At 71.3% G+C, this 25,669-nt stretch carries 25 protein-coding genes; 7 read left to right on the forward strand and 18 right to left on the reverse strand.

Annotation, left to right across the window (positions count from 1 at the left end; translation table 11 throughout):
* Positions 1-420 (reverse strand): acyl-CoA dehydrogenase family protein (locus ACIRR9_RS12730; protein ID WP_403750565.1); only part of this gene is annotated, 420 nt, incomplete at its 3' end.
* Between the two features lie 177 nt (positions 421-597).
* On the opposite strand from ACIRR9_RS12730, the gene ACIRR9_RS12735 reads away from it, so the two are divergent.
* On the forward strand, positions 598-1,941 hold the full coding sequence (locus ACIRR9_RS12735; protein ID WP_403750567.1) for a UDP-glucose dehydrogenase family protein: 1,344 nt from the start codon (positions 598-600) through the stop codon (positions 1,939-1,941).
* A gap of 250 nt (positions 1,942-2,191) precedes the next feature.
* Here ACIRR9_RS12735 and ACIRR9_RS12740 read toward each other — a convergent pair whose 3' ends face one another.
* On the reverse strand, positions 2,192-2,698 hold the full coding sequence (locus tag ACIRR9_RS12740; protein ID WP_403750569.1) for a CGNR zinc finger domain-containing protein: 507 nt from the start codon (positions 2,696-2,698) through the stop codon (positions 2,192-2,194).
* A 114-nt stretch (positions 2,699-2,812) separates the two neighbouring features.
* On the opposite strand from ACIRR9_RS12740, the gene ACIRR9_RS12745 reads away from it, so the two are divergent.
* Entirely contained in the window at positions 2,813-3,172 is a 360-nt protein-coding gene (locus ACIRR9_RS12745; protein ID WP_403750571.1) for a VOC family protein, read from the forward strand.
* A 14-nt stretch (positions 3,173-3,186) separates the two neighbouring features.
* Positions 3,187-3,576 carry a VOC family protein gene (locus tag ACIRR9_RS12750; RefSeq protein ID WP_403750572.1) on the forward strand — a complete coding sequence of 130 codons (390 nt, stop codon included), beginning with the start codon at positions 3,187-3,189 and terminating at the stop codon, positions 3,574-3,576.
* A 23-nt stretch (positions 3,577-3,599) separates the two neighbouring features.
* On the opposite strand, the gene ACIRR9_RS12755 is transcribed toward ACIRR9_RS12750, so the two are convergent.
* From ACIRR9_RS12755 to ACIRR9_RS12770, 4 genes are all read right to left on the reverse strand, one after another.
* Positions 3,600-4,697: a dipeptidase gene (locus ACIRR9_RS12755; protein WP_403750573.1), complete on the reverse strand. Its 1,098-nt coding sequence runs from the start codon at positions 4,695-4,697 to the stop codon at positions 3,600-3,602.
* A 162-nt stretch (positions 4,698-4,859) separates the two neighbouring features.
* Entirely contained in the window at positions 4,860-6,050 is a 1,191-nt protein-coding gene (locus ACIRR9_RS12760; protein WP_403750575.1) for a dipeptidase, read from the reverse strand.
* Between the two features lie 21 nt (positions 6,051-6,071).
* Complete coding sequence (gene purE / locus ACIRR9_RS12765) at positions 6,072-6,575, reverse strand: 5-(carboxyamino)imidazole ribonucleotide mutase (protein WP_403751164.1); 504 nt, start codon at positions 6,573-6,575, stop codon at positions 6,072-6,074.
* Between the two features lie 77 nt (positions 6,576-6,652).
* Positions 6,653-7,792: a 5-(carboxyamino)imidazole ribonucleotide synthase gene (locus ACIRR9_RS12770; protein ID WP_403750577.1), complete on the reverse strand. Its 1,140-nt coding sequence runs from the start codon at positions 7,790-7,792 to the stop codon at positions 6,653-6,655.
* A 208-nt stretch (positions 7,793-8,000) separates the two neighbouring features.
* Here ACIRR9_RS12770 and ACIRR9_RS12775 point away from each other — a divergent pair, with 208 nt between their 5' ends.
* Positions 8,001-8,504 (forward strand): GtrA family protein, encoded by a 504-nt coding sequence (locus ACIRR9_RS12775; RefSeq protein WP_365341045.1) that lies wholly within the window; start codon positions 8,001-8,003, stop codon positions 8,502-8,504.
* 52 nt (positions 8,505-8,556) lie between these two features.
* Here the strand turns inward: ACIRR9_RS12775 and ACIRR9_RS12780 are convergent, their stop codons facing one another.
* Positions 8,557-9,828 carry an ATP-binding protein gene (locus tag ACIRR9_RS12780; RefSeq protein WP_403254580.1) on the reverse strand — a complete coding sequence of 424 codons (1,272 nt, stop codon included), beginning with the start codon at positions 9,826-9,828 and terminating at the stop codon, positions 8,557-8,559.
* Between the two features lie 155 nt (positions 9,829-9,983).
* Entirely contained in the window at positions 9,984-10,661 is a 678-nt protein-coding gene (locus ACIRR9_RS12785) for a response regulator transcription factor (RefSeq protein WP_058928367.1), read from the reverse strand.
* Between the two features lie 492 nt (positions 10,662-11,153).
* Here ACIRR9_RS12785 and ACIRR9_RS12790 point away from each other — a divergent pair, with 492 nt between their 5' ends.
* Positions 11,154-12,650, forward strand: a complete 1,497-nt coding sequence (locus ACIRR9_RS12790; RefSeq protein ID WP_365341049.1) for an oligopeptide:H+ symporter — start codon at positions 11,154-11,156, stop codon at positions 12,648-12,650.
* A gap of 109 nt (positions 12,651-12,759) precedes the next feature.
* On the opposite strand, the gene ACIRR9_RS12795 is transcribed toward ACIRR9_RS12790, so the two are convergent.
* From ACIRR9_RS12795 to ACIRR9_RS12820, 6 genes are all read right to left on the reverse strand, one after another.
* Positions 12,760-14,073: a hypothetical protein gene (locus tag ACIRR9_RS12795; protein WP_403750580.1), complete on the reverse strand. Its 1,314-nt coding sequence runs from the start codon at positions 14,071-14,073 to the stop codon at positions 12,760-12,762.
* The gene (locus ACIRR9_RS12800) at positions 14,070-15,110 is read right to left on the reverse strand and encodes a hypothetical protein (RefSeq protein ID WP_403751166.1); all 1,041 of its coding nucleotides are present in this window, start codon (positions 15,108-15,110) and stop codon (positions 14,070-14,072) included. The genes ACIRR9_RS12795 and ACIRR9_RS12800 overlap by 4 nt, the downstream gene beginning before the upstream one ends.
* 29 nt (positions 15,111-15,139) lie before the next feature.
* Positions 15,140-16,009 (reverse strand): hypothetical protein, encoded by an 870-nt coding sequence (locus tag ACIRR9_RS12805; protein WP_403750582.1) that lies wholly within the window; start codon positions 16,007-16,009, stop codon positions 15,140-15,142.
* Between the two features lie 29 nt (positions 16,010-16,038).
* Positions 16,039-16,731 carry an LPXTG cell wall anchor domain-containing protein gene (locus tag ACIRR9_RS12810; RefSeq protein WP_403750584.1) on the reverse strand — a complete coding sequence of 231 codons (693 nt, stop codon included), beginning with the start codon at positions 16,729-16,731 and terminating at the stop codon, positions 16,039-16,041.
* 191 nt (positions 16,732-16,922) lie between these two features.
* Positions 16,923-17,453 (reverse strand): ATP-binding protein, encoded by a 531-nt coding sequence (locus tag ACIRR9_RS12815; RefSeq protein WP_403750586.1) that lies wholly within the window; start codon positions 17,451-17,453, stop codon positions 16,923-16,925.
* A 181-nt stretch (positions 17,454-17,634) separates the two neighbouring features.
* Positions 17,635-18,024 (reverse strand): STAS domain-containing protein, encoded by a 390-nt coding sequence (locus ACIRR9_RS12820; protein ID WP_316769952.1) that lies wholly within the window; start codon positions 18,022-18,024, stop codon positions 17,635-17,637.
* Positions 18,025-18,330: 306 nt separating this feature from the next.
* Between ACIRR9_RS12820 and ACIRR9_RS12825 the strand changes: the two genes are divergently transcribed.
* Entirely contained in the window at positions 18,331-19,224 is an 894-nt protein-coding gene (locus tag ACIRR9_RS12825; protein WP_403750588.1) for an RNA polymerase sigma factor SigF, read from the forward strand.
* A gap of 147 nt (positions 19,225-19,371) precedes the next feature.
* Complete coding sequence (locus ACIRR9_RS12830; RefSeq protein WP_403750590.1) at positions 19,372-20,859, forward strand: ricin-type beta-trefoil lectin domain protein; 1,488 nt, start codon at positions 19,372-19,374, stop codon at positions 20,857-20,859.
* 22 nt (positions 20,860-20,881) lie between these two features.
* On the opposite strand, the gene ACIRR9_RS12835 is transcribed toward ACIRR9_RS12830, so the two are convergent.
* The 4 genes from ACIRR9_RS12835 to ACIRR9_RS12850 all read right to left on the reverse strand — a co-directional run bounded on the left by ACIRR9_RS12835 (position 20,882) and on the right by ACIRR9_RS12850 (position 25,409).
* Positions 20,882-21,253, reverse strand: coding sequence for a hypothetical protein (locus ACIRR9_RS12835; RefSeq protein ID WP_403750592.1), 372 nt, complete (start codon positions 21,251-21,253; stop codon positions 20,882-20,884).
* 420 nt (positions 21,254-21,673) lie between these two features.
* Positions 21,674-22,849 carry an imidazolonepropionase gene (hutI, locus tag ACIRR9_RS12840; protein ID WP_403750593.1) on the reverse strand — a complete coding sequence of 392 codons (1,176 nt, stop codon included), beginning with the start codon at positions 22,847-22,849 and terminating at the stop codon, positions 21,674-21,676.
* A 20-nt stretch (positions 22,850-22,869) separates the two neighbouring features.
* On the reverse strand, positions 22,870-24,216 hold the full coding sequence (locus tag ACIRR9_RS12845; protein ID WP_403751168.1) for a formimidoylglutamate deiminase: 1,347 nt from the start codon (positions 24,214-24,216) through the stop codon (positions 22,870-22,872).
* On the reverse strand, positions 24,207-25,409 hold the full coding sequence (locus ACIRR9_RS12850; RefSeq protein WP_403750595.1) for an allantoate amidohydrolase: 1,203 nt from the start codon (positions 25,407-25,409) through the stop codon (positions 24,207-24,209). Before ACIRR9_RS12850 ends, ACIRR9_RS12845 begins: the two co-directional genes overlap by 10 nt.
* Positions 25,410-25,669 lie beyond the last annotated feature (260 nt).

The following is a 25,669-nucleotide window of genomic DNA, read 5'->3' on the forward strand; positions in this document are numbered from 1 at the left end:
CGCGTCGGAGCCCGCGTCCGGCTCGGAGAGGCAGTACGAGAACATGCCGTCGCCCTTGGCCAGCGGCGTCAGGTACTTCTTCTTCAGGTCCTCGCCGCCGGACAGGATCACCGGGAGCGAACCCAGCTTGTTCACGGCCGGGATGAGGGAGGAGGAGACGCACGCACGGGCGACCTCCTCGATCACGATGACCGTGGCGAGCGCGTCGGCGCCGGCACCGCCGTACTCCTCGGGCACGTGCACCGCGTGCAGGTCGTTGGCAACCAGGGCGTCGAGCGCCTCCTGCGGGAAGCGGGCCTCCTCGTCGACCGCGGCGGCGTACGGGGCGATCTTCGCCTCGACCAGCGCGCGGACGACGTCACGGAGCATGTCGTGCTCCTCGGACGGGCGGTACAGGTCGAAGTCAGCCGATCCGGCCAAGGTCTCTCACTCCAGACGCAGTGGTGCTGACGCTAATTACTGTTAAGTAACTCAAAGTTTAGAACGCGGCCCACGGATAGGTCACGTGAGCTTGGCGACAGCGGGAAAGTTGCCCGGAACACGGCCCGGTTATGCTCGGGCCGCAGCCCGCACCCACGTCCCCGAGCTGGAGCATCCATGAGCCTCAAGATCACCGTGATCGGCACCGGCTATCTCGGCGCCACCCATGCAGCGGCCATGGCCGAGCTGGGCTTCGAGGTGCTCGGTCTGGACGTCGTACCCGAGAAGATCGCGATGCTGGAGCGCGGCGAGACCCCGATGTACGAGCCGGGGCTCGACGAGCTGCTGCGCCGGCACGTGGCCGGCTTCGAGGGCTCCAGCGGACGGCTGCGCTTCACCACCGACTGGGCCGAGGCCGGCGCCTTCGGCGATGTCCACTTCGTCTGTGTGAACACCCCGCAGAAGCACGGCGAGTACGCCTGCGACATGTCGTACGTCGACTCCGCGATCGCGTCGCTGGCCCCGCATCTCACCGGGCCCGCGCTGGTCGTCGGCAAGTCGACGGTGCCGGTCGGCTCGGCGGAGCGGCTGGCCGCGTACCTCGCGGAGCACGCGCCCGCCGGGGCCGATGCCGAGCTGGCCTGGAACCCGGAGTTCCTGCGCGAGGGCTTCGCCGTCCAGGACACGCTGCACCCCGACCGGGTCGTGGTCGGCGTACGCAGCGAGCGCGCCGAGAAGCTGCTGCGCGAGGTGTACGCGACGCCGCTGGGCGACGGCACGCCGTTCGTGGTGACCGACTTCCCGACCGCCGAGCTGGTGAAGACCGCGGCGAACTCCTTCCTCGCCACGAAGATCTCGTTCATCAACGCGATGGCGGAGGTGTGCGAGGCCGCGGGCGGTGACGTGGTGAAGCTGGCGGAGGCGATCGGGTACGACGACCGGATCGGGAAGAAGTACCTGCGGCCCGGGATCGGCTTCGGCGGCGGCTGTCTGCCGAAGGACATCCGCGCGTTCATGGCGCGGGCCGGTGAGCTCGGTGCCGACCAGGCGCTGACCTTCCTGCGCGAGATCGACTCCATCAACATGCGGCGCCGGGGTCAGATGGTCGAGATGGCCCGGGAGGCGCTGGGCGGGGGGTCCTTCCTCGGGAAGCGGGTCGCGGTGCTCGGCGCGACGTTCAAGCCGGACTCGGACGACGTGCGGGACTCGCCGGCGCTGAATGTCGCCGGGCAGATCCATCTGCAGGGCGGGCAGGTCACGGTGTACGACCCGAAGGGGATGGACAACGCGCGGCGGCTGTTCCCGACGCTGGGCTATGCGGAGGCTGCGCTGGAGGCCGTGCGGGGGGCGCACGTGGTGCTGCATCTGACGGAGTGGCGGGAGTTCCGGGAGCTGGATCCGGCGGTGCTGGGAGAGGTGGCCGCGGAGAAGGTGATCCTCGACGGGCGTAATGCTCTGGAGCCGGAGGTCTGGCGGCGGGCCGGGTGGACGTATCGCGCCATGGGACGACCCACCGCGTAAGACTGCGGATGCGTGGGGGCTGGTCGCGCCCACGCCGCGGTAGCCGCACATAGATACAGCCCCGCGCCCCTGACGGGGCGCTTCGGTGCGGGGCGCTGCATCGCACCCGATCTGCCCGGAACAAGACCCCGCCGCGCCCACCCAGGACAGGAAGACGACACCGGTTCGGCCGAGGCTCAGTCGGCCGAACCGGTGTCTTGTTGCATTCTGCACCACGCGGCACGTGTGTGAGTGATGAACTGGCTGTGTGTTACCGGTCCTTGGAGCGGTAACGGCGCATTTTCGCGCGTGCCCCGCACACCTGCATCGAGCACCAGCGGCCGCGTCCCGCCGGGCTGCGGTCGTAGTACGCCCAGTGGCAGGTGTCGGACTCGCAGGCCTTCAGGCGCGCCCACGTGCCCTCCACCAGGGCGGAGGCGACGGCGACGGCGATCCGGGAGAGCAGGGGGGCCGGGTCTGCGGAGGCCAGGGCCGCGGCGCCGTCGGCCGGGTCGACGGTGACGAGGAGAGGGGCGTCGGCCAGCAGCTCGCCCAGCGGGGTGACCTCGCGGTGCGGGGGGTGGCCGGCGTGGGCCAGGAGTGTGGCACGCAAGGACTCGCGCAGGGCGCGGGCGGGCGGGAGCCCTTCCTCCGTGATGCCGAGGCGCGCCCTGCCGTCCGGCGTGTCGAGCGTGTCGGCGCCCGACTCCAGGTCCAGCGTGTTCACCAGGGCCTCGACCAGGGCCAGGCCGCCCGGCGCGGGCGATCTCTCACTCATTCCCGCAAGTTACCTCCCGAATTCGGTTGCGACGTCACCACCGCTGCGGGAGCATGCGGTGACCGTTACTGGTTACCCGCCTTTAAGGGTAACTCCGGCTTCGAGGAGGAAGTCATGGCTCTCGCCAAGCTCGGTGTCGTCGTCCTGGACTGTCCCGATCCGTCCGCGCTCGCCGGTTTCTACGCCGGGGTGCTGGGCGGCAGCGTCGAGGGGGACGGCGACTGGGTGGACCTGGCGGTGCCCGGCGGGCAGGCGCTGGCGTTCCAGAAGGCGCCCGGTTTCGTGGCGCCGAAGTGGCCCGCGCCCGACGACTCCCAGCAGTTCCATCTGGACCTGATCGTGGCGGACCTGGACGCGGCCGAGAAGGGGGTGCTGGAGCTGGGCGCGAAGCCGCTGGACGCGGCGGACCGGTCGCGCGGCTTCCGTGTGTACGCCGACCCGGCGGGGCACCCGTTCTGTCTCTGCGCCTGCTGAGAGAGGGAGGACTCATGGCATCCGTCGCCCGCTTGCGCAACGTGGTGATCGACTGTCCCGACCCGCACGCGCTGGCCGCCTTCTACGCGGCCGTCGTCGGCGGTGACCTGGTGGCCGAGGAGGACGACTGGGTCGTACTGAGGCTGCCGGACGGGCTGCGGCTGGGCTTTCAGCTGGCGCAGGGGTACACACCGCCCGAGTGGCCGCGGGCCGACCACAACTCCCAGCAGTTCCATCTCGACCTCGACGCGGGGCCGACCTGGGACGACGTCGACGCGGCGGAGAAGAAGGTGCTGGCGCTCGGGGCACGGCTGCTGCGGCGGGAGGAGGACCCCGTGGCGGAGGACTTCAGGGTGTTCGCCGACCCGGCCGGGCATCCGTTCTGCATCTGCCGGATCGACTGACCGTCCGACCGGGCCTCGGCCGGTCAGACGTCCGCGTCGGCCGGCCGGGGCGGGCTCGGCTCTCTGCGGCGCTGGGCCGCCCGTGCGGTGAAGTCGGCGCTGCGTAGCGCCCGCTGGACGTTTCCCCAGGTCAGCAGGGACAGTTCGGTGTCCGACCAGCCACGCCTGAGCAGTTCGGCGATCAGGTGGGGGTAGCGGGAGGTGTCGGCGAGGTCGCGGGGGTGGGCGGCGCCGGAGTCGTAGGTGCCGGACAGGGCGACGCACTCCGGTCCCGCGACGGTACGCACGTGGTCGAGGTGGTCGGCGACGTCCCGGGCGGTCGACCCGGTCTGCTCGGCGATCAGCGGCACCATGCACAGGCCCTTCTGCCCGCCGAGCCGGGCGAGCAGTTCGTCGGAGAGGTTGGCGGGGTGCGGACGTACCGCCGCGGCCGCGGAGCGGGTGCACAGGACCGGCGTCTTGGAGAGGGCCAGCACCCGGGCGAGGGCGGCCTCCGGGGCTCCGGTCAGGTCCGCGAGCACACCGAGGCGGTTCATCTCGCGGATCACCTCCTCGCCGAACCGGGTCAGCCCCTCCTCCCCCGCCCAGGAGGCACCGACGAGGCTGAGCACGCGCACGCCCAGGGAGTGCAGGACACGCAGGATGCCGAGGGAGTCGCCGAGGGCGGCGACGGAGGCCGGTCCGAGCACCACGGCGACCCGGCCGCAGTGGCGGGCGTCGATGACCTGCCCGGCGGTGCGCACCAGCCGCAGACCCTCGGGGTGTCGCTCGACCACCGTGCGGGCCAGGTCCAGCTGCTCCAGCGTGGCGCCCACGGCCCGGTCGGCCCGCTCCCCCTCCGGGACCTGCAGCGACCAGAACAGCGCGCCCACATGGCCCTCGCGCAGCCGGGGCACGTCCGTGTCCACGGCCGTCTCGCCCAGTTCCAGGTCGTACCAGGGGAGCGGCGCGAGCGCCCGGGGCAGTCCGCTGTAGCCGTCCGCGACCGGATACGCGGCCAGCAGGGCGTGGGCCCGTTCCAGGATCTCGGTGCCGGACTCCGTCGGGAACGGGTCGTCCGGGAGGCAGTCGTCCTCGCCGACCTCGGTCGTCGTGGGGATGTCGTCCTGGAGGTCGGCCATGGCGGGCTCCGTACGTCGTCGTGAGCTACGTCGTGAAGGGGCTTAGCCCACCGTCGCACGCCCGCCCGGGAGGGTTCCTGGTGGACGGGGCGTTCGGGGGTACGGCCCCTCGACGCGGGGCCGTGCGGCCCGAACGCCCTCGCTCACCTGGACCCGGGTGATTCAGTCCCCGTCGACGCCGTCCAGCGACTCGATCGTCGCGTTGGACGGCCCCCTCTTTTCCTGGAGGTCGCGGGCCACGTCCTCCGCCGCGCCCAGCACCCGTACCGCGTTCTGCCAGGTCAGCTTGGCCAGGTCGGGGCGGGACCAGCCGCGGTCCAGGAGTTCGGCGATCAGGTTCGGGTAGCCGGAGACGTCGTTCAGGCCGTCGGGGGTGAAGGCCGTGCCGTCGTAGTCGCCGCCGATGCCGAGGTGGTCGATGCCGACGACCTCGCGCATGTGGTCGAGGTGGTCGGCGACCGTGGCGGCCGTGGCGATCGGGCGGGGGTGGGTCTCCTCGAAGGCCCGGTGGACCTTCATCGCCTCCTCGGTGGTGTCGAGATGGTGGAAGCCGTTCGCCCGCATGTTGTCGTCGGCCGCCGCCGTCCAGTCGACCGCCGCCTGGAGCACGAACTTCGGTACGAACGTCACCATCGCCATGCCGCCGTTGGCGGGGAGGCGTTCGAGGACGTCGTCCGGGATGTTGCGGGGGTGGTCGCAGACGGCCCGGGAGGAGGAGTGCGAGAAGATCACCGGGGCGGTGGTCGTGTCCAGGGCCGCGCGCATGGTCGTGGCCGCGACATGGGACAGGTCCACCAGCATGCCCAGGCGGTTCATCTCCCGTACGACCTCGCGGCCGAAGGCGGAGAGGCCGCCGACGTTCGGCTTGTCCGTCGCCGAGTCCGCCCAGTCGTTGTTGTCGTTGTGGGTGAGCGTCAGGTAGCGCACACCCAGCTCGTACAGGCCGCGCAGGGTGCCCAGCGAGTTGTCGATCGAGTGGCCGCCCTCCGCCCCCATGAGGGAGGCGATACGGCCTTCCGCACGGGCCGCCTCCATGTCCGCGGCGGTCAGCGCGGCCCGCAGGTCGGCGGGGTAGCGGGCGATCAGCTGCCGTACGCAGTCGATCTGTTCGAGGGTCGCCGGGACCGCGCCCGGCAGGTCCGAGCGGACGTACACCGACCAGTACTGCGCACCGACCCCGCCCTCGCGCAGCCGCGGGATGTCGGTGTGCAGATGCGCGTTCTGGTGGGTGGCGATGTCCCGGGCGTCGAGGTCGTAGCGGACCTGCTCGCGCAGTGCGTACGGCAGGTCGTTGTGGCCGTCGACGACCGGGAACTCGCGCAGCAGGGACCGGGCTTCGTCGGATGAGGTCATTGCGTATTGCTTCCCGGAGTCCTACTTGCCGAAGCCGAAGCCGTTCGACCCCGACCCCTCGACCTTGGCCCGCAGCCGCTTGCCCTTCTCGGTCGCCTGGTCGTTGAGGTCCTGCTGGAAGTCGCGCATCTTCTGCAGCAGGTCCTCGTCGTGCGCGGCGAGGATACGGGCTGCCAGCAGACCCGCGTTGCGGGCGCCGGCGACGGAGACGGTGGCAACCGGGACACCGGCCGGCATCTGCACGATGGAGAGGAGGGAGTCCATGCCGTCGAGGTACTTCAGCGGGACCGGGACGCCGATGACCGGGAGGGGCGTGACCGAGGCGAGCATGCCCGGGAGGTGGGCCGCTCCCCCGGCACCCGCGATGATCACCTTCAGTCCGCGCTCGGCGGCCTGCTCGCCGTACGTCACCATCTCGCGCGGCATGCGGTGCGCGGAGACGACGTCGACCTCGTACTCGATCTCGAACTCGTCCAGGGCCTTGGCGGCGGCCTCCATCACGGGCCAGTCGGAGTCCGAACCCATGACGATGCCCACCAAAGGAATGGGGCGCGCGTCAGCGCTCGTTGAGGGGTGGTGGTCGGGCGACGGGTGGGCGGGGCTCATTCGGTGATCGTGCCTCTCAGGTAGCCGGCAGCGTGACGTGCGCGCTCGAGAACGTCGTCCAGGTCGTCGCCGTAGGTGTTGACGTGGCCGACCTTGCGGCCGGGCTTCACGTCCTTGCCGTACATGTGGATCTTCAGTTTGGGGTCGCGGGCCATGCAGTGCAGGTACGCGGAGTACATGTCCGGGTAGTCGCCGCCCAGGACGTTGACCATGACCGTCCACTTGGCGCGCGGGCGCGGGTCGCCGAGCGGGAGGTCGAGGACCGCGCGGACGTGGTTGGCGAACTGCGAGGTGATCGCGCCGTCCTGGGTCCAGTGGCCGGAGTTGTGCGGGCGCATCGCCAGTTCGTTGACGAGGATGCGGCCGTCGCGGGTCTGGAAGAGCTCGACGGCGAGGTGGCCGACGACGCCCAGTTCCTTGGCGATCCGCAGGGCCATCTCCTCGGCCTGCAGGGCGAGGGACTCGTCCAGGTCGGGGGCGGGCGCGATGACGGTGTCACAGACGCCGTTGACCTGCTGGGACTCGACCACCGGGTAGGCGACGGCCTGGCCGTGCGGGGAGCGTACGACGTTGGCGGCGAGCTCGCGGACGTAGTCGACCTTCTCCTCGGCGAGGACGGGCACGCCGGCCCGGAAGGGGTCGCTGGCCTCCTCGGCGGTCTCGACGACCCACACGCCCTTGCCGTCGTAGCCGCCGCGCACGGTCTTCAGGACGACGGGGAAGCCGTCGCCCTCGGCCGCGAACCGGACCACGTCCTCCGGGTCGGCCACGATCCGGTGCCGGGGGCACGGGACGCCGATCGCGTCGAGCTTCGCCCGCATCACGCCCTTGTCCTGGGCGTGCACCAGTGCGTCGGGGCCGGGGCGCACGGGGATGCCGTCCGCCTCCAGGGCCCGCAGATGCTCGGTGGGGACATGCTCGTGATCGAAGGTGATCACATCGCAGCCGCGCGCGAACTCACGCAGCGTCTCCAGGTCGCGATAGTCGCCGACGACGACATCGCTCACCACCTGGGCCGCGGAATCCTGAGGGGTGTCACTGAGGAGCTTGAACCTGATGCCCAGCGGGATGCCCGCCTCGTGCGTCATACGCGCGAGCTGACCACCGCCGACCATGCCGACTACCGGGAACGTCACGCCCCTAGGGTATCGGCCGCGCCAGGGTGGCCGGTTTCCACGCCCGCGACCAGGGCTCTTACCGGCCGCTTCGCCGCCTCTTGCCCCGCTTTTCCGGTGCTCTTTCCAAGCCGTTTCCGTCCTGTGTCGCCATCCACAGGCGGGGGACATTCTGGGCCGTTAGCATGGCGGAGTTGGCCTGAACCTACTGACGGGAGCCCGCACGACCATGGAACATCGTTCCTCGGGGCTGCAACGGCTCGTACGCGAGGTCGCCAAGTTCGGCGCCGTCGGCGGTGCCGGGATTCTCGTCAATCTCGGCGTCTTCAACCTGCTCCGGCATGCCACCGGGCTGCAGGTGGTGCGGGCGAGTGTCATAGCGACCGTCGTCGCCATTGTCTTCAACTACCTCGGCTTCCGCTACTGGACGTACCGGGACCGTGACAAGCACGGCCGCACCAAGGAACTCACCCTGTTCCTGCTGTTCAGCGCGGTCGGCCTGGTGATCGAGAACGGTCTGCTGTACGCGGCGACCTACGGCTTCGGCTGGGACAGCCCGCTGCAGAGCAACGTCTTCAAGTTCGTCGGCATCGGCGTGGCGACGCTGTTCCGCTTCTGGTCGTACCGGACCTGGGTTTTCCAGGCGCTGCCGGCGCGTGAGACGGTCGCGGACGCGGAGGCCATCCTGGAGAAGGCCGCCGACACCGAGACGCCCAGACAGCGCGTTCGTTAGTTCCCCGCGCCCGAGGGGCGCGGGGGGCTGTATGTGATGTGCGGCTACGCGCTCAGCGGACCATCGGCCGGTCGTCGTCCGGCTTGTGCGCCGGCGGGGTCCGGGACAGGAACAGACCGAACACCGGCGGCTGGGCCTGGAGCAGTTCCAGACGTCCGCCGTCGGCCTCCGCGAGGTCACGGGCGACGGCCAGCCCGATCCCGGTGGAGTTACGGCCGCTGATGGTCCGCTCGAAGATGCGGTTGCCGAGATCGGCCGGCACCCCGGCCCCCTCGTCCGTCACCTCGACCACGGCCTGGTTGCCGGTGACCCGGGTCCGCAGGGCGACCGTGCCACCGCCGTGCATCAGCGAGTTCTCGATCAGCGCGGCCAGCACCTGCGCGACCGCGCCCGGCGTGCCCACCGCCCGCAGATGCCGCTTGCCGGAGCTGACGATCGCCCGGCCCGAGCTGCGGTAGGCGGGCCGCCACTCGGCGAGCTGCTGCTGGATGACCTCGTCCAGGTCGAAGGAGACGGCGGAGCCGGTGCGCGGGTCGCGGGAGTTCGTCAGCAGCCGTTCCACCACATCCGTCAACCGCTCCACCTGCGTCAACGCCACGTTCGCCTCCTCCTTCACGATGTCCGGGTCGTCGGTGAGGGTGATCTCCTCAAGGCGCATGGACAGCGCGGTCAGCGGCGTACGCAGCTGATGGGAGGCGTCGGCGGCCAGTCGCCGTTCGGCGGTGAGCATCCGTGCGATGCGTTCGGCGGAGGAGTCCAGGACGTCGGCGACCCGGTCCAGCTCCGGGACGCTGTACCGCTTGTGCCGGGGCCGCGGGTCGCCCGAGCCCAGCCGCTCCGCCGTCTCCGCGAGGTCGGTGAGCGGGGAGGCGAGCCGGTTGGCCTGCCGGATGGCCAGCAGGACGGCGGCGATCACGGCGAGCAGGGCGACGGCCCCGATGATCAGCAGCGTACGGCCGACCTCCCGGGTCACCGTGGAGCGCGGCTCCTGGACGGTGACCGTCTCGCCTTCCTCACCGTCGGCCGTGTAGTGGATGACGTCGCCCTCGGGCTTCACCCCGAGCTCGATCGGCGGCTTGCCCGGGATCCGGATGACGGCGTACTGCTCCTTGCCGACCTGGCTGCGCAGTATCTCGGCGGTGACGTCCTCGTCCCCGAGAATCCGGCTGTCGACGATGCTGGCGAGCCGGAGTGCTTCGGAGTCGACGCGCTCCTGGGCGCTGTTGCTGATGGTCCGCGACTCGACGATGACGAGGGACACACCGAAGACGGCGATGACGACGAGTACGACGGCGAGGGTGGACTGGATCAGACGACGACGCACAGCACTCTCCGGGAAACGGCGACTTCAGCGCCCCCAAAGGGGCGCTGGGGGTACCCCCGGCCGAAGGCTGGGGGAGGAACTGCGCGACCAGCCCGTCGCGACGGCCGGTCGCGCAAATCTCATCAGCCACCCACGGCGCGACGCACGTAGCCGACCTAGCTCTTTTCGAAACGGAACCCGACACCACGCACGGTAGCGATGTACCGGGGGTTCGCGGCATCGTCACCGAGCTTCTTCCGCAGCCACGAGATGTGCATGTCGAGCGTCTTGGTCGACGACCACCAGGTCGTGTCCCAGACCTCCCGCATCAACTGGTCCCGTGTGACGACCCGCCCCGCGTCCCGCACCAGCACCCGCAGCAGATCGAACTCCTTCGCGGTGAGCTGGAGTTCCTCGTCGCCCATCCACGCCCGGTGCGACTCGACGTCGATCCGCACACCATGCGTGGCCGGCGGCTGCGCGGGCTCCGCGGCGCCGCGACGGAGCAGCGCCCGCACCCGGGCGAGCAGTTCGGCGAGGCGGAACGGCTTGGTGACGTAGTCGTCGGCACCGGCGTCGAGGCCGACGACGGTGTCCACCTCGTCGGCCCGCGCGGTCAGGATGAGGATCGGCACGGTGTGGCCCTCGGCACGCAGCCGGCGCGCGACCTCCAGGCCGTCCATGCCGGGGAGCCCGAGGTCCAGCACGACCAGGTCGACGCCGCCCTGCATTCCGGCGTCGAGCGCGGTGGGTCCGTCCTCGCGCACCTCGACCTCGTAACCTTCCCGGCGCAGTGCGCGGGCCAGCGGCTCCGAGATGGACGCGTCGTCCTCGGCGAGCAGTACACGGGTCATGAGGTGATGGTAGTCCGCTCACGCGCAGTACAGGAGTGTGATCGGCACCAGGGATTCTTACCTTGGGGCACAGTGGTACGAACCTATGAGCGAAAGGTGCGATTGTAGGAGGGACCTTCGAAACCGGGTGCGAGGTTCCACAGACACCTGTGATCCGTGTCTCAAGTCCTTCCATATCCGGCACTGTCCTGACGTACAGTGATGTGAACGCCTGTAGTACACCCAGTGACCTTTGGTGCGCATCCTGACGCTGAAGGTCTCTTTTGTGTGCGGGCCGGCCTGGGCCGGCCTTGAAAGGAATGACCTCTGGCCGGGCTCCGGACGCGACTCAGCGTCACGGGGCGTGGATCCCGGTGGTCGCCGTCCGCCGCTCCGCGACCCGGGGCGGACTCCCCCTGGGCGTGGGGTGGGCGGTCCGACCCGCCGGTGCCGGCCGCTCCCCCCACGGGCGCGCAAAGCCCCACCTCGCGTCCCGACCAGCAAGGAACGACCATGGCGTCCAGCCTGACGAAGGACTCGGTCCGACCGGGCACCCCCGGTTCCGAGAAGACCTTCTTCGGCCACCCCCGCGGACTGGCCACCCTCTTCATGACCGAGATGTGGGAGCGTTTCTCCTACTACGGCATGAAGGCCCTGCTCCCGCTGTACCTGGTCGCTCCCGGCGGCCTGCACATGAGCGCGGCCACGGCGACGGCGATCTACTCCGTGTACCTGTCGCTGGTGTACCTGCTCGCCCTGCCGGGCGGCTGGTTCGCCGACCGCGTCCTCGGCCCCCGCAAGACGGTCGCCGTCGCGGGCACGATCATCATGATCGGTCACCTGACGCTGGCGCTGCCCAGCTCCGGCACGTTCTTCGCCGGTCTCGGTCTGGTCGCCATAGGTTCAGGCCTGCTGAAGGCCAACATCTCCACGATGGTCGGTCACCTGTACGACGGTCCGGACGACCCGCGCCGTGACGGTGGCTTCACGCTCTTCTACATCGGCATCAACCTGGGTGCGTTCGCCGCGCCGCTGGTCATCGGTACGGTCGGCGAGAACTACAACTGGCACATCGGCTTCGCGCTGGCTGCGGTCGGCATGGCGCTGGGCCTCGCGCAGTTCCTGCTCGGCACGCGTCACCTGAGCTCGCGCTCGGACATCGTCCCCACGCCGCTGTCCGCCGCGGAGAAGAAGGCGACGCTGACGAAGGCCGGCTTCTGGGCCGCCGTCGCCGCGGTCTTCTACATCGTCGTGGGTGTCTCCGGCCACTACACGCTGAACTGGCTGCTGGTCCCGATCACGATCGCGGGTCTGCTGATCCCGGTCATCGTCATCGCCCGTATCAAGCGGGACAAGGACCTGGACCGCGCCGAGCAGTCCAAGATGAGCGCGTACATCTGGTTCTTCGTCGCCGCCGCCGTCTTCTGGATGATCTACGACCAGGGCGGTTCGACCGTCTCCCTGTTCGCCGACGCCTCCGCGAAGAACACGATCTTCGGCTGGAACTTCCCGGTCTCCTGGTACCAGTCCGTCAACCCGGTCATGATCATGGCGTTCGCGCCGGTCTTCGCCTGGGCGTGGCTGGCGATGGCCCGGCGGGGCAAGGAGCCGAGCACGGCCGTGAAGTTCGCCGGTGGTCTGGTGCTGATCGGTGCGTCGTTCTTCCTGTTCCTCGCGCCGCTGTCGATCGCCGACGGTGGTCACAAGGCCGCGGCGATGTGGCTGGTCGGGATCTACTTCGTGCAGACCGTGGGTGAGCTGATGCTGTCTCCGGTGGGCCTGTCGGTCACCACCAAGATGGCTCCCGCCAAGTACGCGTCCCAGATGATGGGTGTGTGGTTCCTGGCGGTCACCGCGGGCGACGCGACGACCGGTCTGCTGTCCATCGCGGGCGTCGACCTGAACAAGACGGGGATCGTGGCGTTCCAGGCGGTGCTGGCGGTGCTCGCCGGTGTGGCCGTGTGGATGTACCGGAAGAAGGTCCGGGAGCTCATGGGCGACGTTCACTGATCGTCTTCCGACAGAGGGCCACCGCATCTTTTGGATGGGGTGGCCCTCGTCGTTCTCCGGCTGACGGTTCGTGGGGGCTGGTCGCGCAGTTCCTCGCGCCCCTAAGGAATTACCTGGTCCTCTTCCGAGGCATGAAGGTGAACACGGCGCCACCCAAGAGGATCGCAGTGCCCGCCACCAGTCCGAGCGCCTTCAGTGCGCCATTGCTGTTGTCGCCCGTCTCCGCCAGGCCACCGCTGCTTCCCGATGTGGTGCTGCCCGATGCCCCGCTCGTCTGCTCCGTCGTGTCCAGCGTCAGGGAGACCGCTGTCTTCGTCGGCGTGCAAGTCGTCGTCGTACCCAGCGCCTTCACCGTCAGGACGCCCGGCGACAGCGTCGACGTACCGCTCGCCCCCGGCTTGTACGTGCCCGTCAGGTCGGGGATCGTTATCGGGTCGCCGGTCTTGATGGCCGAGGAGTTGGTCGGGCCCTCCACATGGACCGTGCCCTTGTCGGCGCCACCCAGGACGACCTCCATCGAGGGCTTCACCGAGTCCGCCGGGATGGGGGCCGGGCTGTCCATCACCGACCCGTTGAACTTCACGGTGAGGTCGAAGCTGCCACCGTCCTTCTTGGCGTTGATCTGCACCGGCGAGGTCGCGCTCTTGGGACCGAGGGGCGTCTTGCAGGAGTAGGGGATCTTGACCTCCTTGCCCGTGAAGTCGCTCTGGCCGCTGCCGGTGCCGTCGGAGGCGGACGCGGAGGCCGACGTGGACGCGGAGGCCGACGCCGAGGCCGAGTCGGAGGGGGACGCCGAGGCCGAGTCGGAGGGGGACGCCGAGGCCGAGGCCGAGGTGCTGTCCGACGGGCTCGCCGAGTCGCTCGACCCGGTTCCGGTCACCTCGATCGTCGCCGCCTTCGGCACCGTCCCCGTCGGCGTGCACACGGTGTCCGTCGAGTACGCGTTGACCGTGTACGCATCCGGCGTGAGCGTCACCTCGCCGGGCGACGTCAGTTTCAGCGTGCCGGTCATGTCGGACAGCACCATGTCGCCGCCCTTAGGGATCGCCGGGTTCTTGCGCGGCCCCTGCATGGCGATGTCGGCGGTCTGGGCGCCGGCCGCCTTGAGCGTGCCGGACGGCTGGACCGTGTTCGCGGGCAGGTCGATGATGTCCGGGTTCTTGGACGCGGCCTGCACGAACTTCCAGGTGATGTCGACGGTGTCGCCGACCTTCGCCGTGGCGGGCGCGGTGATGTCGACCTTGGTGGTCCCGTCGATCGGGTCGGCGACCCCGGCGGGCGGTACGCAGTGGGTGGCGAACGACACCTCGGCCGCCTGGGCGGTCCCGGCGGCCGCGCCGAGCAGGAGGCCCGCCCCGCCGAGGACCAGCGCGGCCGCCGCCGCACCCGCTCCGACCGGTGTCACTCTCCTTCGCATGATCATGTGGGTCCCTTCGTGGTGGGAGTCGTAGGACTCGCCGGGCTGTCGTCGTGCGGTGCGGAGGGCTGGCCGGCCGTCGTACCCGGATCGGTGTCCGGGGTGAACCACGGCAGGGTCGAGGGGGTGGCGGGCTCCGGTTCGGGCGCGCGCAAGCGGGGGATCCGGAGGGTCGGGCGGAGCGGCCGGTGGATTCCCCGGTGGCGGATGCCGCCCGCGCGGGGCGGCCGTACCCGGTCCACCGCGGCCATGCCGATACGGAAGACGGCGGCCGGTACGACCACGCCGAGCAGGATCCAGAACAGGGTCACGCCCCAGGGCCGGCCGACGCCCCAGGGCTGCTCGGCGAGGACCTTGCCGTCGTACCTGAGGGAGACGGAGTAGTCGCCGTGCGCGCCCGCCGAGAGCTCCACGGGGAGCTTGACCTGCGCCTTCTTTCCGGGTGCGAGGGTGCCGTGCCACTGCTGCTCGTCCCACTCCGGGGCGAACACGCCGTGCGCGGTGCCGACTTGGAAGACAGGGTCCTTGAGGGTGTTCGACCCCGCGTTGCCGATGGTGAAGACGAGGGTGCGGGACGGGGGTGCGCCGAACCAGGTGAGCAGACCCGAGGAACCGTCGAGGCTGGTGTCGGTGAGCATGGCGAGGCGGCCGCCGGTGGACTCGGCGGGCAGTGCCTTCACGGGGTGCCCGGCGACCTGGAAGGCGGCGTCCGCGTCGGCCGTCGCGCCGGTCACGGTGGCCACGTGCACCACGCACGGGCAGGGCACCGGCGGTTCGGCGACCGGGAGTTGCTTGCCGAAGTGGCCGTTCGCGTCGGTGGTGACGGCCCGTCCGTCGGCGTTGGCGCAGGAGTTGGTGCCGCCGATCACGCCCCGGGACGGGGTGGCCTGGCCGCAGACCAGCATCATCAGCAGGGTGTGCGGCCGCCAGCCGGTGCCGCTGACGGTGATCGAACTGCCGGTGCCGGCCTGGGCCTTGGAGACCTCGACGGTCGGCCCGCCGGCCGCTGCCGCCAGGGGCGCCGCCAGGAGCAGCGCACACATCGCCGCCAGCACCAGGCACACCTTCGCCCTCACCTCGCCGCTCCCGTCAACTCGACCTCCGTGGAAAGGGGTTCGGCCGCCTTGTCGCCGCGCCGCCTGCGCAGTCGTACGACCGTCACGGCGGCCCCCGCCGTCAGTGCGCCCATGGCGCCCGCCGCCGCGCCCCAGGGCACGAACCGGGCCTGCGCGCTCGCCGTGTCCCGTGCGCCGCCCGCCGCCGTCGCCGTGAGCCGGACGTCGGCCGCGTCCAGGGCGGGGTGACCGGGCCAGGGCTCGCTGAGCCGGGTGCGGGTGCCCGGGGCGAGGCGGACGGGGAGGGTGCGCGGGGCCCGGTCCAGGAGGACTCGGCCGAAGACCCCGTCGGCGTGTACCGCGAGCCTGGGTACGAGGACGGTCGTACCGCGGTTGACCAGCTCGTACGTGATGCGGTCGCCGTGCACGGCGAGGTGTTCGACGGTCAGCGCGGAGAGGGCGGGGCCGTCGGCGCGCAGCCGGATCCGGACGGTGGCGGTGCGGCCGGTGCCGTCCTCGGCGACGAGCGCGCCGGCGTGGTCACCGGGCGCGGCGCCTGCCGGGACGGTCACCGTGAAGGGGATGTCGGCGCGGGTGCGGGCGGGGACGCGCACGCTCCGCTCGGCGAAGGTGACGGGGACGCCCATGCCCGTGCCCGTGCCGGACAGCCGTACCGTGACCGGATGTCCGCCCGGGTTGGTCACCGACACGGTGTCCTGGAGGACCGCGCCCGGAGCGCCCTCGGCGTAGAAGGAGGGGCGGCCGCCGCCCGCGGGCGCGAGGGACCAGCCCTCGGCGGCCACGGCTCGGGGAGCGGCGGCGAGCAGGGTCAGCAAGGACAGCAGGGACAGTCCCAGCACCTGGGCGGCTGACTGGGCGGACGGCATGGGCGGCTCCCGCGGTCGGGCCCGGAGGGTCAGCGGCGTACGGTCTGGTTCCGCCGGGTCAGCCAGAGGACGCCGGCCGCGCCCGCGAGCAGCACGGTGCCGCCGAGGGTGCCGAGGGCGACGAACGAGTCCTCGGGGCCGGTCTTCGGGAGGGTGCCCGCGGAGTCGGCGCTGGTGCTGCTGGACGACGAACTGTCGGACGAGCCGCCGCTCGCGGCCGTCACGTCCAGGGTGAGGGCGGGGCCGGGATTGTTGGTGGGGTTGCAGGTCGTCGTCGTACCGAGCGCCTTGATGGTGAGCGTGCCCGGCGTGAAGGTCACCTTGCCGGTCTTCTTCGGCGTGTAGGTACCGCTCAGGTCATTGATCTTGATGGGGGTGTTGGCGGGGATCGCGGCCTGGTTGGCGGCGCCGGTGACGCTCACGGTCCCGCTGTCGGCGCCGCCGAGCTTGACGGTGGCGCTCGGGCTCATCGCGCCCTTGCCGAGTTCGACGGGGCTGGAGGAGACGCCCTTCTGCCAGGACATCGTGATCTTGTAGCCGCTGCCGCTCTTGACGCCCTTGATGTCGATCGGGGAGACCGCGCTCTTGTTGCCGATCGGCGTCTTGCAGGCGTAGTCGACGTCGACGACGGTGGCGTGCGCCGCGGGGGCAGCGAGCAGCACCGCCGTTCCGGCCAGCGCGGCGGCGGACGCGAGCGCGGCGGTTCGTTTGGGGTACGACACGACGGTCCACCTCGTTCCTGACGGTACATCAGATGGGCCGTCAAGGTACGCCGGGGCACATGAGGAGGGAAGAGAAAGGGCGTGGCGGAAGTGTGAGCGCCCCGTAAGGGGCGCGGGGCTGTATCGATGTGCGGCTACCGCCGCGTGGGCGCGACCAGCCCCACCGGCCCGCGGCCGACGCACAAGCCTGCTTACGCAGGTGCCCCCAACTCGGCCCATACGGTCTTACCGGCCGCCCCCGGCGTCCGTACGACCCCCCAGTCCAGACACAGCCGCTGCACGATGAACATCCCGTGCCCGCCCGGCCGCCCCGCCCGGTGCGGGGTCCGCGGGGCCGGCTGCCCGGTCCCCCGGTCGGACACCTCGACCCTGATCACCTTGCGGTCGCAGGCCAGGAGCAGCTCGTCCGGCCCCTCGGCATGCAGACACGCGTTGGTGACGAGCTCGGAGACCACGAGCAGCACATCCTCGGCGGCGGCCCTGCGGTCGGCGGTCGCGGCCGGCAGCCAGCCCCAGTCGTACAGCGCCTGGCGGGCGAAGTCGCGGGCGAGCGGTACGACCCCGCTCGCGCCGTCGAGACGCACTCTGCGGACCTGACGACCCCCCGACGAGGCGGACGGCGCGTCGGGCACCGTCCCCTCGAACGCCCCCTCGGACGCCCCGGAGGCACCGCTGGACTCCGGGCCGCGGTCGCCCGGCGGGTAAGGCCGGGTGGTGCTCATCAGCGCTTCACCTCACCGTTCACCGTTTCACGAGTCAAAAGTTCGTGTTGCTGCAGTTTCGTACGGACCCGTCGGCATGATCCACTCAAAAGTGGCCCGGTCGGTCACCGCCGGATCCAGAATCTCTCCTGCCCGACCGATCCGCGGGAACACCCCCCGGTTCCGGACGCCGGACCGGGGTTCAGCTCTCGTCGCCGCCGGCCTCGTCGGCCAGGGCCGCCTCGACGGAGTCATGGACGGTGAAGACCGCTTCGGCCCCCGTGATCTCGAACACCCGGGCGACGACGGGCAGCATCCCGGCGAGATGCACCCCGCCTCCGGCGGCCTCGGCGCGCAGCCGGGCGCCGAGCAGCACGTTCAACCCGGTGGAGTCACAGAACTCAAGGCGTGAACAGTCGACGACCAGGCGTGAGAACCCTTTGTCGAGGAGATCGTCGAGCGGCTCGCGCAGCAGATCGGCGGTGTGGTGATCGAGCTCACCCGCCGGAATCACGACGGCGCTGGAGCCCACTTTCCGCACCTCCACCAGCAGCCGGCCCGACTGTGCGCTGCCGACCGTCCCGTGGTCCATTGCCGTCTCTCTCCCGAGGTCGTGACCGCTGTTCGACACCGTCCGGGCCGATGCCCGGCGGCGTCCGTGGATGCCCGCCGAACGCCTTGGCGACGCCCTCGAACATTACGCCTTCTGCACGTACTCCGACACCCGAACAACCGCCCATAAACGGACAAACCCTAATAGAACGGACTTGCGATGGGCTCCGTCGAGCCGGTAGGGCTAGTAGGACACACAACCGACACGGCCGGCTTTGGAGGCGCCGCACACCGCAGTGCACGTATGGCTTCGGCAGCCTGATAGCCGAGAACGATGGAGGACACCATGTCACCCCGGCTCGACGCCCCGCATCCCCGGACCGCGACGTCGACACCCCCACCGGAACAACTGGATGCCATCGAGGGACTCACCGCGGGACTCGGACTCCCCGAGATCCCCCCGTACGACGAGGTCGACGCGGTCGACGCGCGAGCCCTGTCCAAGACCCTCTTCAAGCGGCTGGAGTCGCTGGAGGAAGGCACGCACGACTACTCGTACGTCCGCAACACCCTCGTCGAGCTGAACCTCGCACTGGTCAAGTTCGCCGCCTCCCGCTTCCGCTCCCGCAGCGAGCCGATGGAGGACATCATCCAGGTGGGCACGATCGGCCTGATCAAGGCGATCGACCGCTTCGAGCTGGCCCGCGGTGTCGAGTTCCCCACCTTCGCGATGCCGACGATCATCGGCGAGATCAAGCGGTTCTTCCGCGACACGTCGTGGTCGGTACGCGTCCCGCGTCGCCTGCAGGAGCTCCGCCTCGACCTCGCCAAGGCGGGCGACGAACTGGCACAGAAGCTGGACCGCGCCCCCACGGTCGCGGAGCTCGCGGAACGCCTGGGCCTCTCGAACGACGAGGTGGTCGAGGGCATGGCGGCCTCCAACGCCTACACGGCCTCCTCCCTGGACGCACAGCCGGACGAGGACGAGTCCGAGGGCGCCCTCGCGAACCGCATCGGCTACGAGGACCATGGCCTCGAAGGCATCGAGTACGTCGAGTCCCTGAAGCCGCTGATCGCCGGACTCCCGCCCAGGGACCGCCAGATCCTCTCCCTCCGCTTCGTCGCGGGCATGACCCAGTCGGAGATCGGCGACGAACTGGGCATCTCCCAGATGCATGTGTCCCGTCTGCTGTCCCGCACGCTGGTGCACCTGCGCAAGGCGCTGACCCTGGAGGAGTGAGCCGGGCCGGCGGTCATGCCGCCGGGGCGACGGAGGTGCCCGCGCCCCGGCCCGCCGCGTCTTTGGCCAAAGCTCCGCGCGCGCCCCCAGCCACACCCCAAACTGGCCGGTACGTCAGCAAGGACGCCCGGCGACAAGGGGTGCACGATGGTGCAGGACGACAATTCACCCTCGGACGCACGCCTGACCGAACTCCTGCGCACCCCCAGCGCCACCGCGTACCCCGCGCTCCAGGAACTCCGCACCCGCCACCACCCCGCGGTGCTCGCCTACGCCCGCCTCTGCACGACCGGCGACGCGGCGGCCCGCCGGCTCGCCGCGGAGGCCTTCACCACCGCGGCCCGCGACATAGCGCACGGCGCCGAACCGGTCGTCCCGCTCCGCCACCACCTGCTCCTGCTGACCGCCCGCCTGGCCGCCGACTGGTCGCGCGACGAGCGCTCCGCCACCCTGGACCCCACCCTCCTCCTGGTCCTGAACTCCGCCGGCGGCCCCGACGGCCCGACCCCGCCCCTGCTGCCGGCGTTCCAGTCCCTGCCGTCCCGCGCCCAGGGCCTCATCTGGTACGACGTCGTGGACCGGGAACCCCGCGCCCTGACCGTCGCCCACCTCGGCCTGACCCCCGAGGACGTCCGCCACGGCACGCCGCCCGCCCTGCACTCCCTGGCCCAGGCCTGCCTCCGCACCCGGCTGGCCGCCTCCGACGACCCCCGCTGCGCGGACTTCCGCCGTCTGATCGAGGAGTCGGTACGCCCCGGGAGCCCCCGTCACAGCGCCGACCTGCACGCGCACATGGCGCACTGCCCGCACTGCACGGCGGCGTTCGAGGACCTCACCGCGCTCCGGGACACCCCGCGCGAGGCACTGGCGGAGGGGCTGCTGCCCTGGGCCGGTACCGCGTACGTACGACACGAGGTCCCGACGGCACCGCCCGCCGACCCCCGCCCGCCGCACCGGCGCCGGACCCCGTCCCGCCGTCTCCTCCTGACCTCCACCGCCCTGGGCGCGGCCCTGATACCGCTGCTCCTCTATCTCCTGACCCGCCCGGACGCGCACGGCCGGACCGAGACGGCCGCGACACCACCGCCCCCGAACCCCCAGGTGACCGTGACGGCGACGACGACCGTCTCTCCCGAGCCGACCCCCGTATCGCCCACGCCCACTCCCACGCCCGGCAGGACGTCACACAGCCCGGTGCCGTCCCCGACCCCGTCCCCCGTCCCGAAGCCCCCGGGCACCGCCTACGCCCAGGTCGTGAACGCCGCCACCGCCCGCTGCCTGGACGTCCTCGACGCCGACTTCGGCAACGGCACCGACGTCGTCACGGCCCCCTGCTCCGGCTCCGCCACCCAGCGCTGGCGCGTCGACGAGTCCCGGGGTGTCCTGCAGTCCGCCGAGGACCCCGACTTCTGCCTGGACAGCCGGGGTTCGGTCGACAACGGCGTCGGCATCTGGCAGTGCTCTTCGGTCGACGGCGACCACGGCATCAACCTCCGCTTCACCGTGACCCCCGACGGCGAGATCCGCCCGGCCATCGCCCTCGAAACAGCCCTCACCCCGAACGGCGACGACCAACTTTCCCTGGACCGGGTCGACGACAGCACGGCCCAGCGGTGGCGGGCGGGGGCGGGCTGATCTGCCCACCCCCTTCGGCCACTCAGGGCTTACCGATGTCCACCACCCACACCCCGGTGCCGTCGTAGGCGTCCGGCACGGCCGTCGGGACCTGCCCCTCGGGGGGATCGGCGGAAGCCGCGTACACCGCATGCCCGAAAGACCACTCCAGCCCGGCGGACACAACCTGCTCCACCGCGGCCGCACCGGCGAAGTCCAGAGGAAGGAACTCCAGTCCGGGCAGCGCTCCGACATGGGCAGCCACTCCGGGCCGTTCCAGACCGGCTGCGACAAGGCACAACGCGGGTACGTGCGCGCGCCGAGCCGGGTCGTCGACCTCCACGACGGCCAGCCCGGAGAGCAGTCGGTGCCCCTGGCAGAGAGCGAGTACAGCGGTGTGGTCGAGAAAGATCACCTACGTTCCCCCGATCGCCCATCGGCGATCGCCGCACGCCACTCCTGCGCTCCCCTCACGTCGCCCTCGGTGCCGGCTCTCAATGGGCCGCCGTACGAGCGGAGCTCCTCGCCGCCGAAGCGTGCAAGGTGATGACCTCTCGGGACATCGCCAGGCTGCACACCCTCTGGCCGGACAGCCGGAATGTCGCCCAAGTCGAGTTCCGGTTCCGTCCCAGCGGACCGACAAGCGTTCTGGCCGCCCTGCTCGAATCCGACCGCAATCTGGACGAGGTTGCTCAGGTTCTGGCCCTGGTCCCACCCGACGACGAGGCTGCGCTCAAAAACCTGTACGCCTCGGCCGGAGCGCGGGAAGGAACGCGACCTGGCCCGATCCGCACTCGCTGCGTGGCGGAAGAGCCAGGGCTGACCCGCGATCCGGTCACGTCACCCGCACACCCCTCCGCCACACCCCGCTGACCAGTGGCACCCCCGGCCGGTAGGCCAGGTGGACGTGGCTCGGGGCGTCGAGAAGGATCAGGTCGGCGTACGCGCCGGGGCTGAGGCGACCGATGTCGTGCCTCCTCAGTGCCGCCGCGCCGCCCGCCGTCGCCGACCACACCGCCTCGTCCGGGGTCATGCGCATGTCCCGTACCGCCAGCGCGACGCAGAAGGGGACGGAGGACGTGAAGGACGAGCCGGGGTTGCAGTCCGTGGAGAGGGCGACGGTCACGCCCGCGTCGAGGAGGCGGCGGGCGTCCGGCCACTCGGCCCGGGTGGAGAACTCGGCGCCCGGGAGGAGGGTGGCGACCGTGTCGCCGCTCGCCAGCGCGTCGACGTCGGCGTCCGTCAGGTGGGTGCAGTGGTCGGCGCTCGCCGCGTCCAGTTCGACGGCGAGCTGGACTCCGGGGCCGTAGGAGAGCTGGTTGGCGTGGATGCGCGGGGTGAGGCCCTTCGCCCGGCCCGCCGTGAGGATCGCGCGGGCCTGGTCGCCGTCGAAGGCGCCCTTCTCGCAGAACACGTCGATCCAGCGGGCGTGGGGGGCGCAGGCGTCCAGCATCTCGCCGGTGACCAGGGCCACGTACGCGGCCGGGTCGTCGGCGTAGTCCGGGGAGACGATGTGGGCGCCCAGGTAGGTGACCTCGTCGGTGTGGGCGGCGGCGATGCGCAGAGCGCGGGCCTCGTCCTCGACCGTCAGGCCGTAGCCCGACTTGGTCTCGAAGGTCGTGGTGCCCTGGTGGAGCGCCTCGGTGAGGTAACGGGTGAGGTTCCGCTCCAGCTCCTCGTCCGTCGCGGCGCGGGTGGCCGCGACGGTCGTCCGGATGCCGCCGGCCGTGTAGGAGCGGCCGGACATGCGGGCGTTGAACTCCTGGGTGCGGTCGCCCGCGAAGACCAGGTGGGAGTGGGAGTCCACGAAGCCGGGCAGCACCGCCCGGCCGCCCGCGTCGACCCGGTTGTCAGTGGCGGGTGCTTTGCTGGATTCACCGGTCCACGCGACGCGGTCGCCGTCGATGACGACGGCCGCGTCCTGGATCAGACCGAGAGGGGAGTTGTCACCGAGGGAGGGGTCGTTGGTGACCAGCGTGGCGATGTTGGTGATGACGGTGCTGCTGCTCATGGTGTCCTCGTGGGTGAACGTCAGGCTCGGAGGGCTTCGATCGCGTCCGCCAGCGCAGACGGCACGTCCGGTACGAGGGTGTGCGCGCCGTCGCGTACGACATGACGGCCCGCGACGACCGTGTGCCGTACGTCCGCCGCGGTCGCGGCGAATACGGCCGACTCGGCGCCGAGTCGCGGCAGTGGCCCCGCCGTTCTGACCGAGTCGAGCGCGATCGTCGTCAGGTCGGCGAGCATCCCGGGCTCGATGATGCCCGCGTCGTCCCAGCCGAGGGCGGCGTGACCGTCGGCGGAGGCGGCGCGCAGCAGGGCGGCGGCCGTCCAGTGGCCCCGGGCACGGGTGCGCAGCCGCTCGTTCAGCTCCATCGCGCGCGCCTCTTCGAGCAGGTCGATGACGGCGTGGCTGTCGGAGCCGAGGGAGAGCGGGGAGCCCGCGCGCTGGAGGGCGACGGCCGGTCCGATGCCGTCGGCCAGGTCGCGCTCGGTCGTCGGGCACATGCAGGTGCCGGTGCCGCTGTCACCGAGCAGCGCGATGTCCTCGTCGGTGAGGTGGGTGTTGTGGACGCCGGTGGTGCGCGGGCCGAGGACGCCGTGGTCGGCGAGCAGCCGGGTGGGCGTGCAGCCGTGGGCGGCCAGGCAGGCGTCGTTCTCCGCCGTCTGCTCGGACAGGTGGACGTGCAGCGGGGCCCGGCGCTCCTGCGCCCATTGCGCCACGGTCGCCAACTGCCTGGCGGGCACGGCCCGTACGGAGTGGATCGCCGCTCCGATCCGTGCGTGATCCCGTTCCTTGAGAACTGAACAGCGTTCGGCCCAGGCCTCCGCACTGCCGTCGGAGAAGCGCTGCTGGTGGGCGTTGGGCGGCTCGCCGAAGCCGGAGGAGAGGTAGGCGGTGTCGAGGAGGGTGATCCGGATCCCGGCCTCGGCGGCGGCCGCGATCAGTGCCTCGCCCATGGCGTTCGGGTCGGCGTACGGGGTGCCTCCGGGGGCGTGGTGGACGTAGTGGAACTCACCGACGCAGGTGACGCCCGCCAGCGCCATCTCGGCGTACACCGCGCGGGCGAGCGCGAGGTAGGTGTCCGGGGTGAGCCGGTCGGCGAAGGAGTACATCAGCTCGCGCCAGGTCCAGAAGGTCCCGGAGCCCACCTGGACGGTGCCGCGCAGGGCGCGGTGGAAGGCGTGCGAGTGGGCGTTGGCCAGGCCGGGGAGGGTGAGACCGCTCAGGATCTCGGCGCCCGGCGGCGGGGTGGGGGTCTCCGTGCGGACGGCGGTGATCCGGCCGTTCGCCACATCGACGGCGACGCCCGGCTCGACGTACGTGTCCAGCCAGGCGTACTCCATCCAGTACGTCGTCCGTGTCGTCACTCGCAGGCCAGCCCTTCCAGTACGTCGGCGAGCGCGCCCACCCCGGCCAGGCAGTCGTCCTCGGCCGCGAACTCGGCCGGGGAGTGCGAGACGCCCGTGGGGTTGCGCACGAACAGCATGGCGGTCGGGATGCTCCCGGAGAGGATCCCGGCGTCGTGTCCCGCACCGGTACCCAGGACGGGCACGGTGAGCCCGGTGTCCCGGCCGAGGATGCGGCCCAGCTCGTCCCGCAGGGCGTGGTCGAACTCGACGACCGGGGTGAAGGACTCCCGGACGACGTCGAGGTCGATGCCGTGCGCCTCCGCGTACTCCCGGGCCGCCTTCTCGATACCGCCGACGACGGTGTCGAGGGTGGCCTGGTCGGCGGCGCGGGAGTCGAGCCAGCCGCGCACCAGGGAGGGGATGGCGTTGACGCCGTTCGGCTCGACGGCGATCTTGCCGAAGGTGGCGACGGCACCGGCGAGTTCGGCCTCGCGGCGGGCGGCGAGCACGGTCTCGGCGTACGACAGCATGGGGTCGCGCCGGTCGGCGATCCTGGTGGTGCCGGCGTGGTTGGCCTCGCCCCGGAAGTCGAACCGCCAGCGCCCGTGCGGCCAGATGGCACTGGCGATGCCGACCCGGTCGCCGGACAGGTCCAGCGACCGCCCCTGCTCGACATGCAGCTCGACGAAGGCGCCGATGCGGGCGAGCCGCTCGGGGTCGGCGCCGATGGCGTCGGGGTCGTACCCGGCGGCCTCCATGGCCCGCGGAAGGCTGACCCCGTCACCGTCGGTCAGCCGGTGCGCCTGCTCGACGGTCAGGTGCCCGGCTGTCAGGCGCGACCCGACACAGGCGAGCCCGAACCGGGCGCCCTCCTCGTCGCCGAAGTTGGCGATGGCGAGGGGCCTGGTGAACTCCGCCCCCCTCGCGCGGAGTTCATCGAGCGCGGCGAAGGAGGACACGACACCGAGAGGCCCGTCGAAGGCACCGCCGTCCGGCACGGAGTCCAGATGCGACCCGGTGACGACGGCGTCCCCGGCGTCCGGATCGCCGAGCCAGGCCCACTGGTTGCCGTTCCGGTCGACCTCGTGGACGAGCCCGCGCGCCTCGGCCTGCTCCTTGAACCAGGCCCGGCAGTCGGCATCGGCCCCGGTCCAGGCGAACCGCCGGTAGCCGTGGGAATCGGGGTGGCGGCCGATGGGAGCCAGTTCGCGCCACATCTCCTGGAAGGAGGAACCGCCGGCGGGCTGCGGGCGATCACCCCGCCCGGCCTGCCGCCCGTCACCCCGGGCCGGCTGCCCCTCGTCGCCCCGTACAGGCTGTGGGCGGTCGTTCCGCAGGGCGATGGGGGTCCCCCCGCTCGATCGAAGTTGAGAGTGGGGGCGGGTGGGCACAGCCGCACCCGCACCCGCACCCGCACCCGCACCCGCACCCGCACCCGGCGACGAGAGCTCCGCCCCCACCGAAGAGTCCCCGCCCT

This window comes from Streptomyces sp. NPDC101234 (assembly GCF_044767525.1).
GTDB lineage: Bacteria > Actinomycetota > Actinomycetes > Streptomycetales > Streptomycetaceae > Streptomyces > Streptomyces sasae.

What these genes read in the sequence shown, in the direction of transcription:
- hutI (WP_403750593.1), bottom strand. Translation starts at nt 22,849, where the DNA reads ATGAGCAGCAGCACCGTCATCACCAACATCGCCACGCTGGTCACCAAC.
- ACIRR9_RS12795 (WP_403750580.1), bottom strand. Translation starts at nt 14,073, where the DNA reads ATGATCATGCGAAGGAGAGTGACACCGGTCGGAGCGGGTGCGGCGGCG.
- ACIRR9_RS12830 (WP_403750590.1), top strand. Translation starts at nt 19,372, where the DNA reads ATGGTGCAGGACGACAATTCACCCTCGGACGCACGCCTGACCGAACTC.
- ACIRR9_RS12790 (WP_365341049.1), top strand. Translation starts at nt 11,154, where the DNA reads ATGGCGTCCAGCCTGACGAAGGACTCGGTCCGACCGGGCACCCCCGGT.
- ACIRR9_RS12805 (WP_403750582.1), bottom strand. Translation starts at nt 16,009, where the DNA reads ATGCCGTCCGCCCAGTCAGCCGCCCAGGTGCTGGGACTGTCCCTGCTG.
- ACIRR9_RS12735 (WP_403750567.1), top strand. Translation starts at nt 598, where the DNA reads ATGAGCCTCAAGATCACCGTGATCGGCACCGGCTATCTCGGCGCCACC.
- ACIRR9_RS12775 (WP_365341045.1), top strand. Translation starts at nt 8,001, where the DNA reads ATGGAACATCGTTCCTCGGGGCTGCAACGGCTCGTACGCGAGGTCGCC.
- ACIRR9_RS12750 (WP_403750572.1), top strand. Translation starts at nt 3,187, where the DNA reads ATGGCATCCGTCGCCCGCTTGCGCAACGTGGTGATCGACTGTCCCGAC.
- ACIRR9_RS12745 (WP_403750571.1), top strand. Translation starts at nt 2,813, where the DNA reads ATGGCTCTCGCCAAGCTCGGTGTCGTCGTCCTGGACTGTCCCGATCCG.
- purE (WP_403751164.1), bottom strand. Translation starts at nt 6,575, where the DNA reads ATGGGTTCGGACTCCGACTGGCCCGTGATGGAGGCCGCCGCCAAGGCC.
- ACIRR9_RS12760 (WP_403750575.1), bottom strand. Translation starts at nt 6,050, where the DNA reads ATGACCTCATCCGACGAAGCCCGGTCCCTGCTGCGCGAGTTCCCGGTC.
- ACIRR9_RS12755 (WP_403750573.1), bottom strand. Translation starts at nt 4,697, where the DNA reads ATGGCCGACCTCCAGGACGACATCCCCACGACGACCGAGGTCGGCGAG.
- ACIRR9_RS12740 (WP_403750569.1), bottom strand. Translation starts at nt 2,698, where the DNA reads ATGAGTGAGAGATCGCCCGCGCCGGGCGGCCTGGCCCTGGTCGAGGCC.
- ACIRR9_RS12800 (WP_403751166.1), bottom strand. Translation starts at nt 15,110, where the DNA reads ATGTGTGCGCTGCTCCTGGCGGCGCCCCTGGCGGCAGCGGCCGGCGGG.
- ACIRR9_RS12820 (WP_316769952.1), bottom strand. Translation starts at nt 18,024, where the DNA reads ATGGACCACGGGACGGTCGGCAGCGCACAGTCGGGCCGGCTGCTGGTG.
- ACIRR9_RS12785 (WP_058928367.1), bottom strand. Translation starts at nt 10,661, where the DNA reads ATGACCCGTGTACTGCTCGCCGAGGACGACGCGTCCATCTCGGAGCCG.
- ACIRR9_RS12825 (WP_403750588.1), top strand. Translation starts at nt 18,331, where the DNA reads ATGTCACCCCGGCTCGACGCCCCGCATCCCCGGACCGCGACGTCGACA.
- ACIRR9_RS12815 (WP_403750586.1), bottom strand. Translation starts at nt 17,453, where the DNA reads ATGAGCACCACCCGGCCTTACCCGCCGGGCGACCGCGGCCCGGAGTCC.
- ACIRR9_RS12850 (WP_403750595.1), bottom strand. Translation starts at nt 25,409, where the DNA reads ATGTGGCGCGAACTGGCTCCCATCGGCCGCCACCCCGATTCCCACGGC.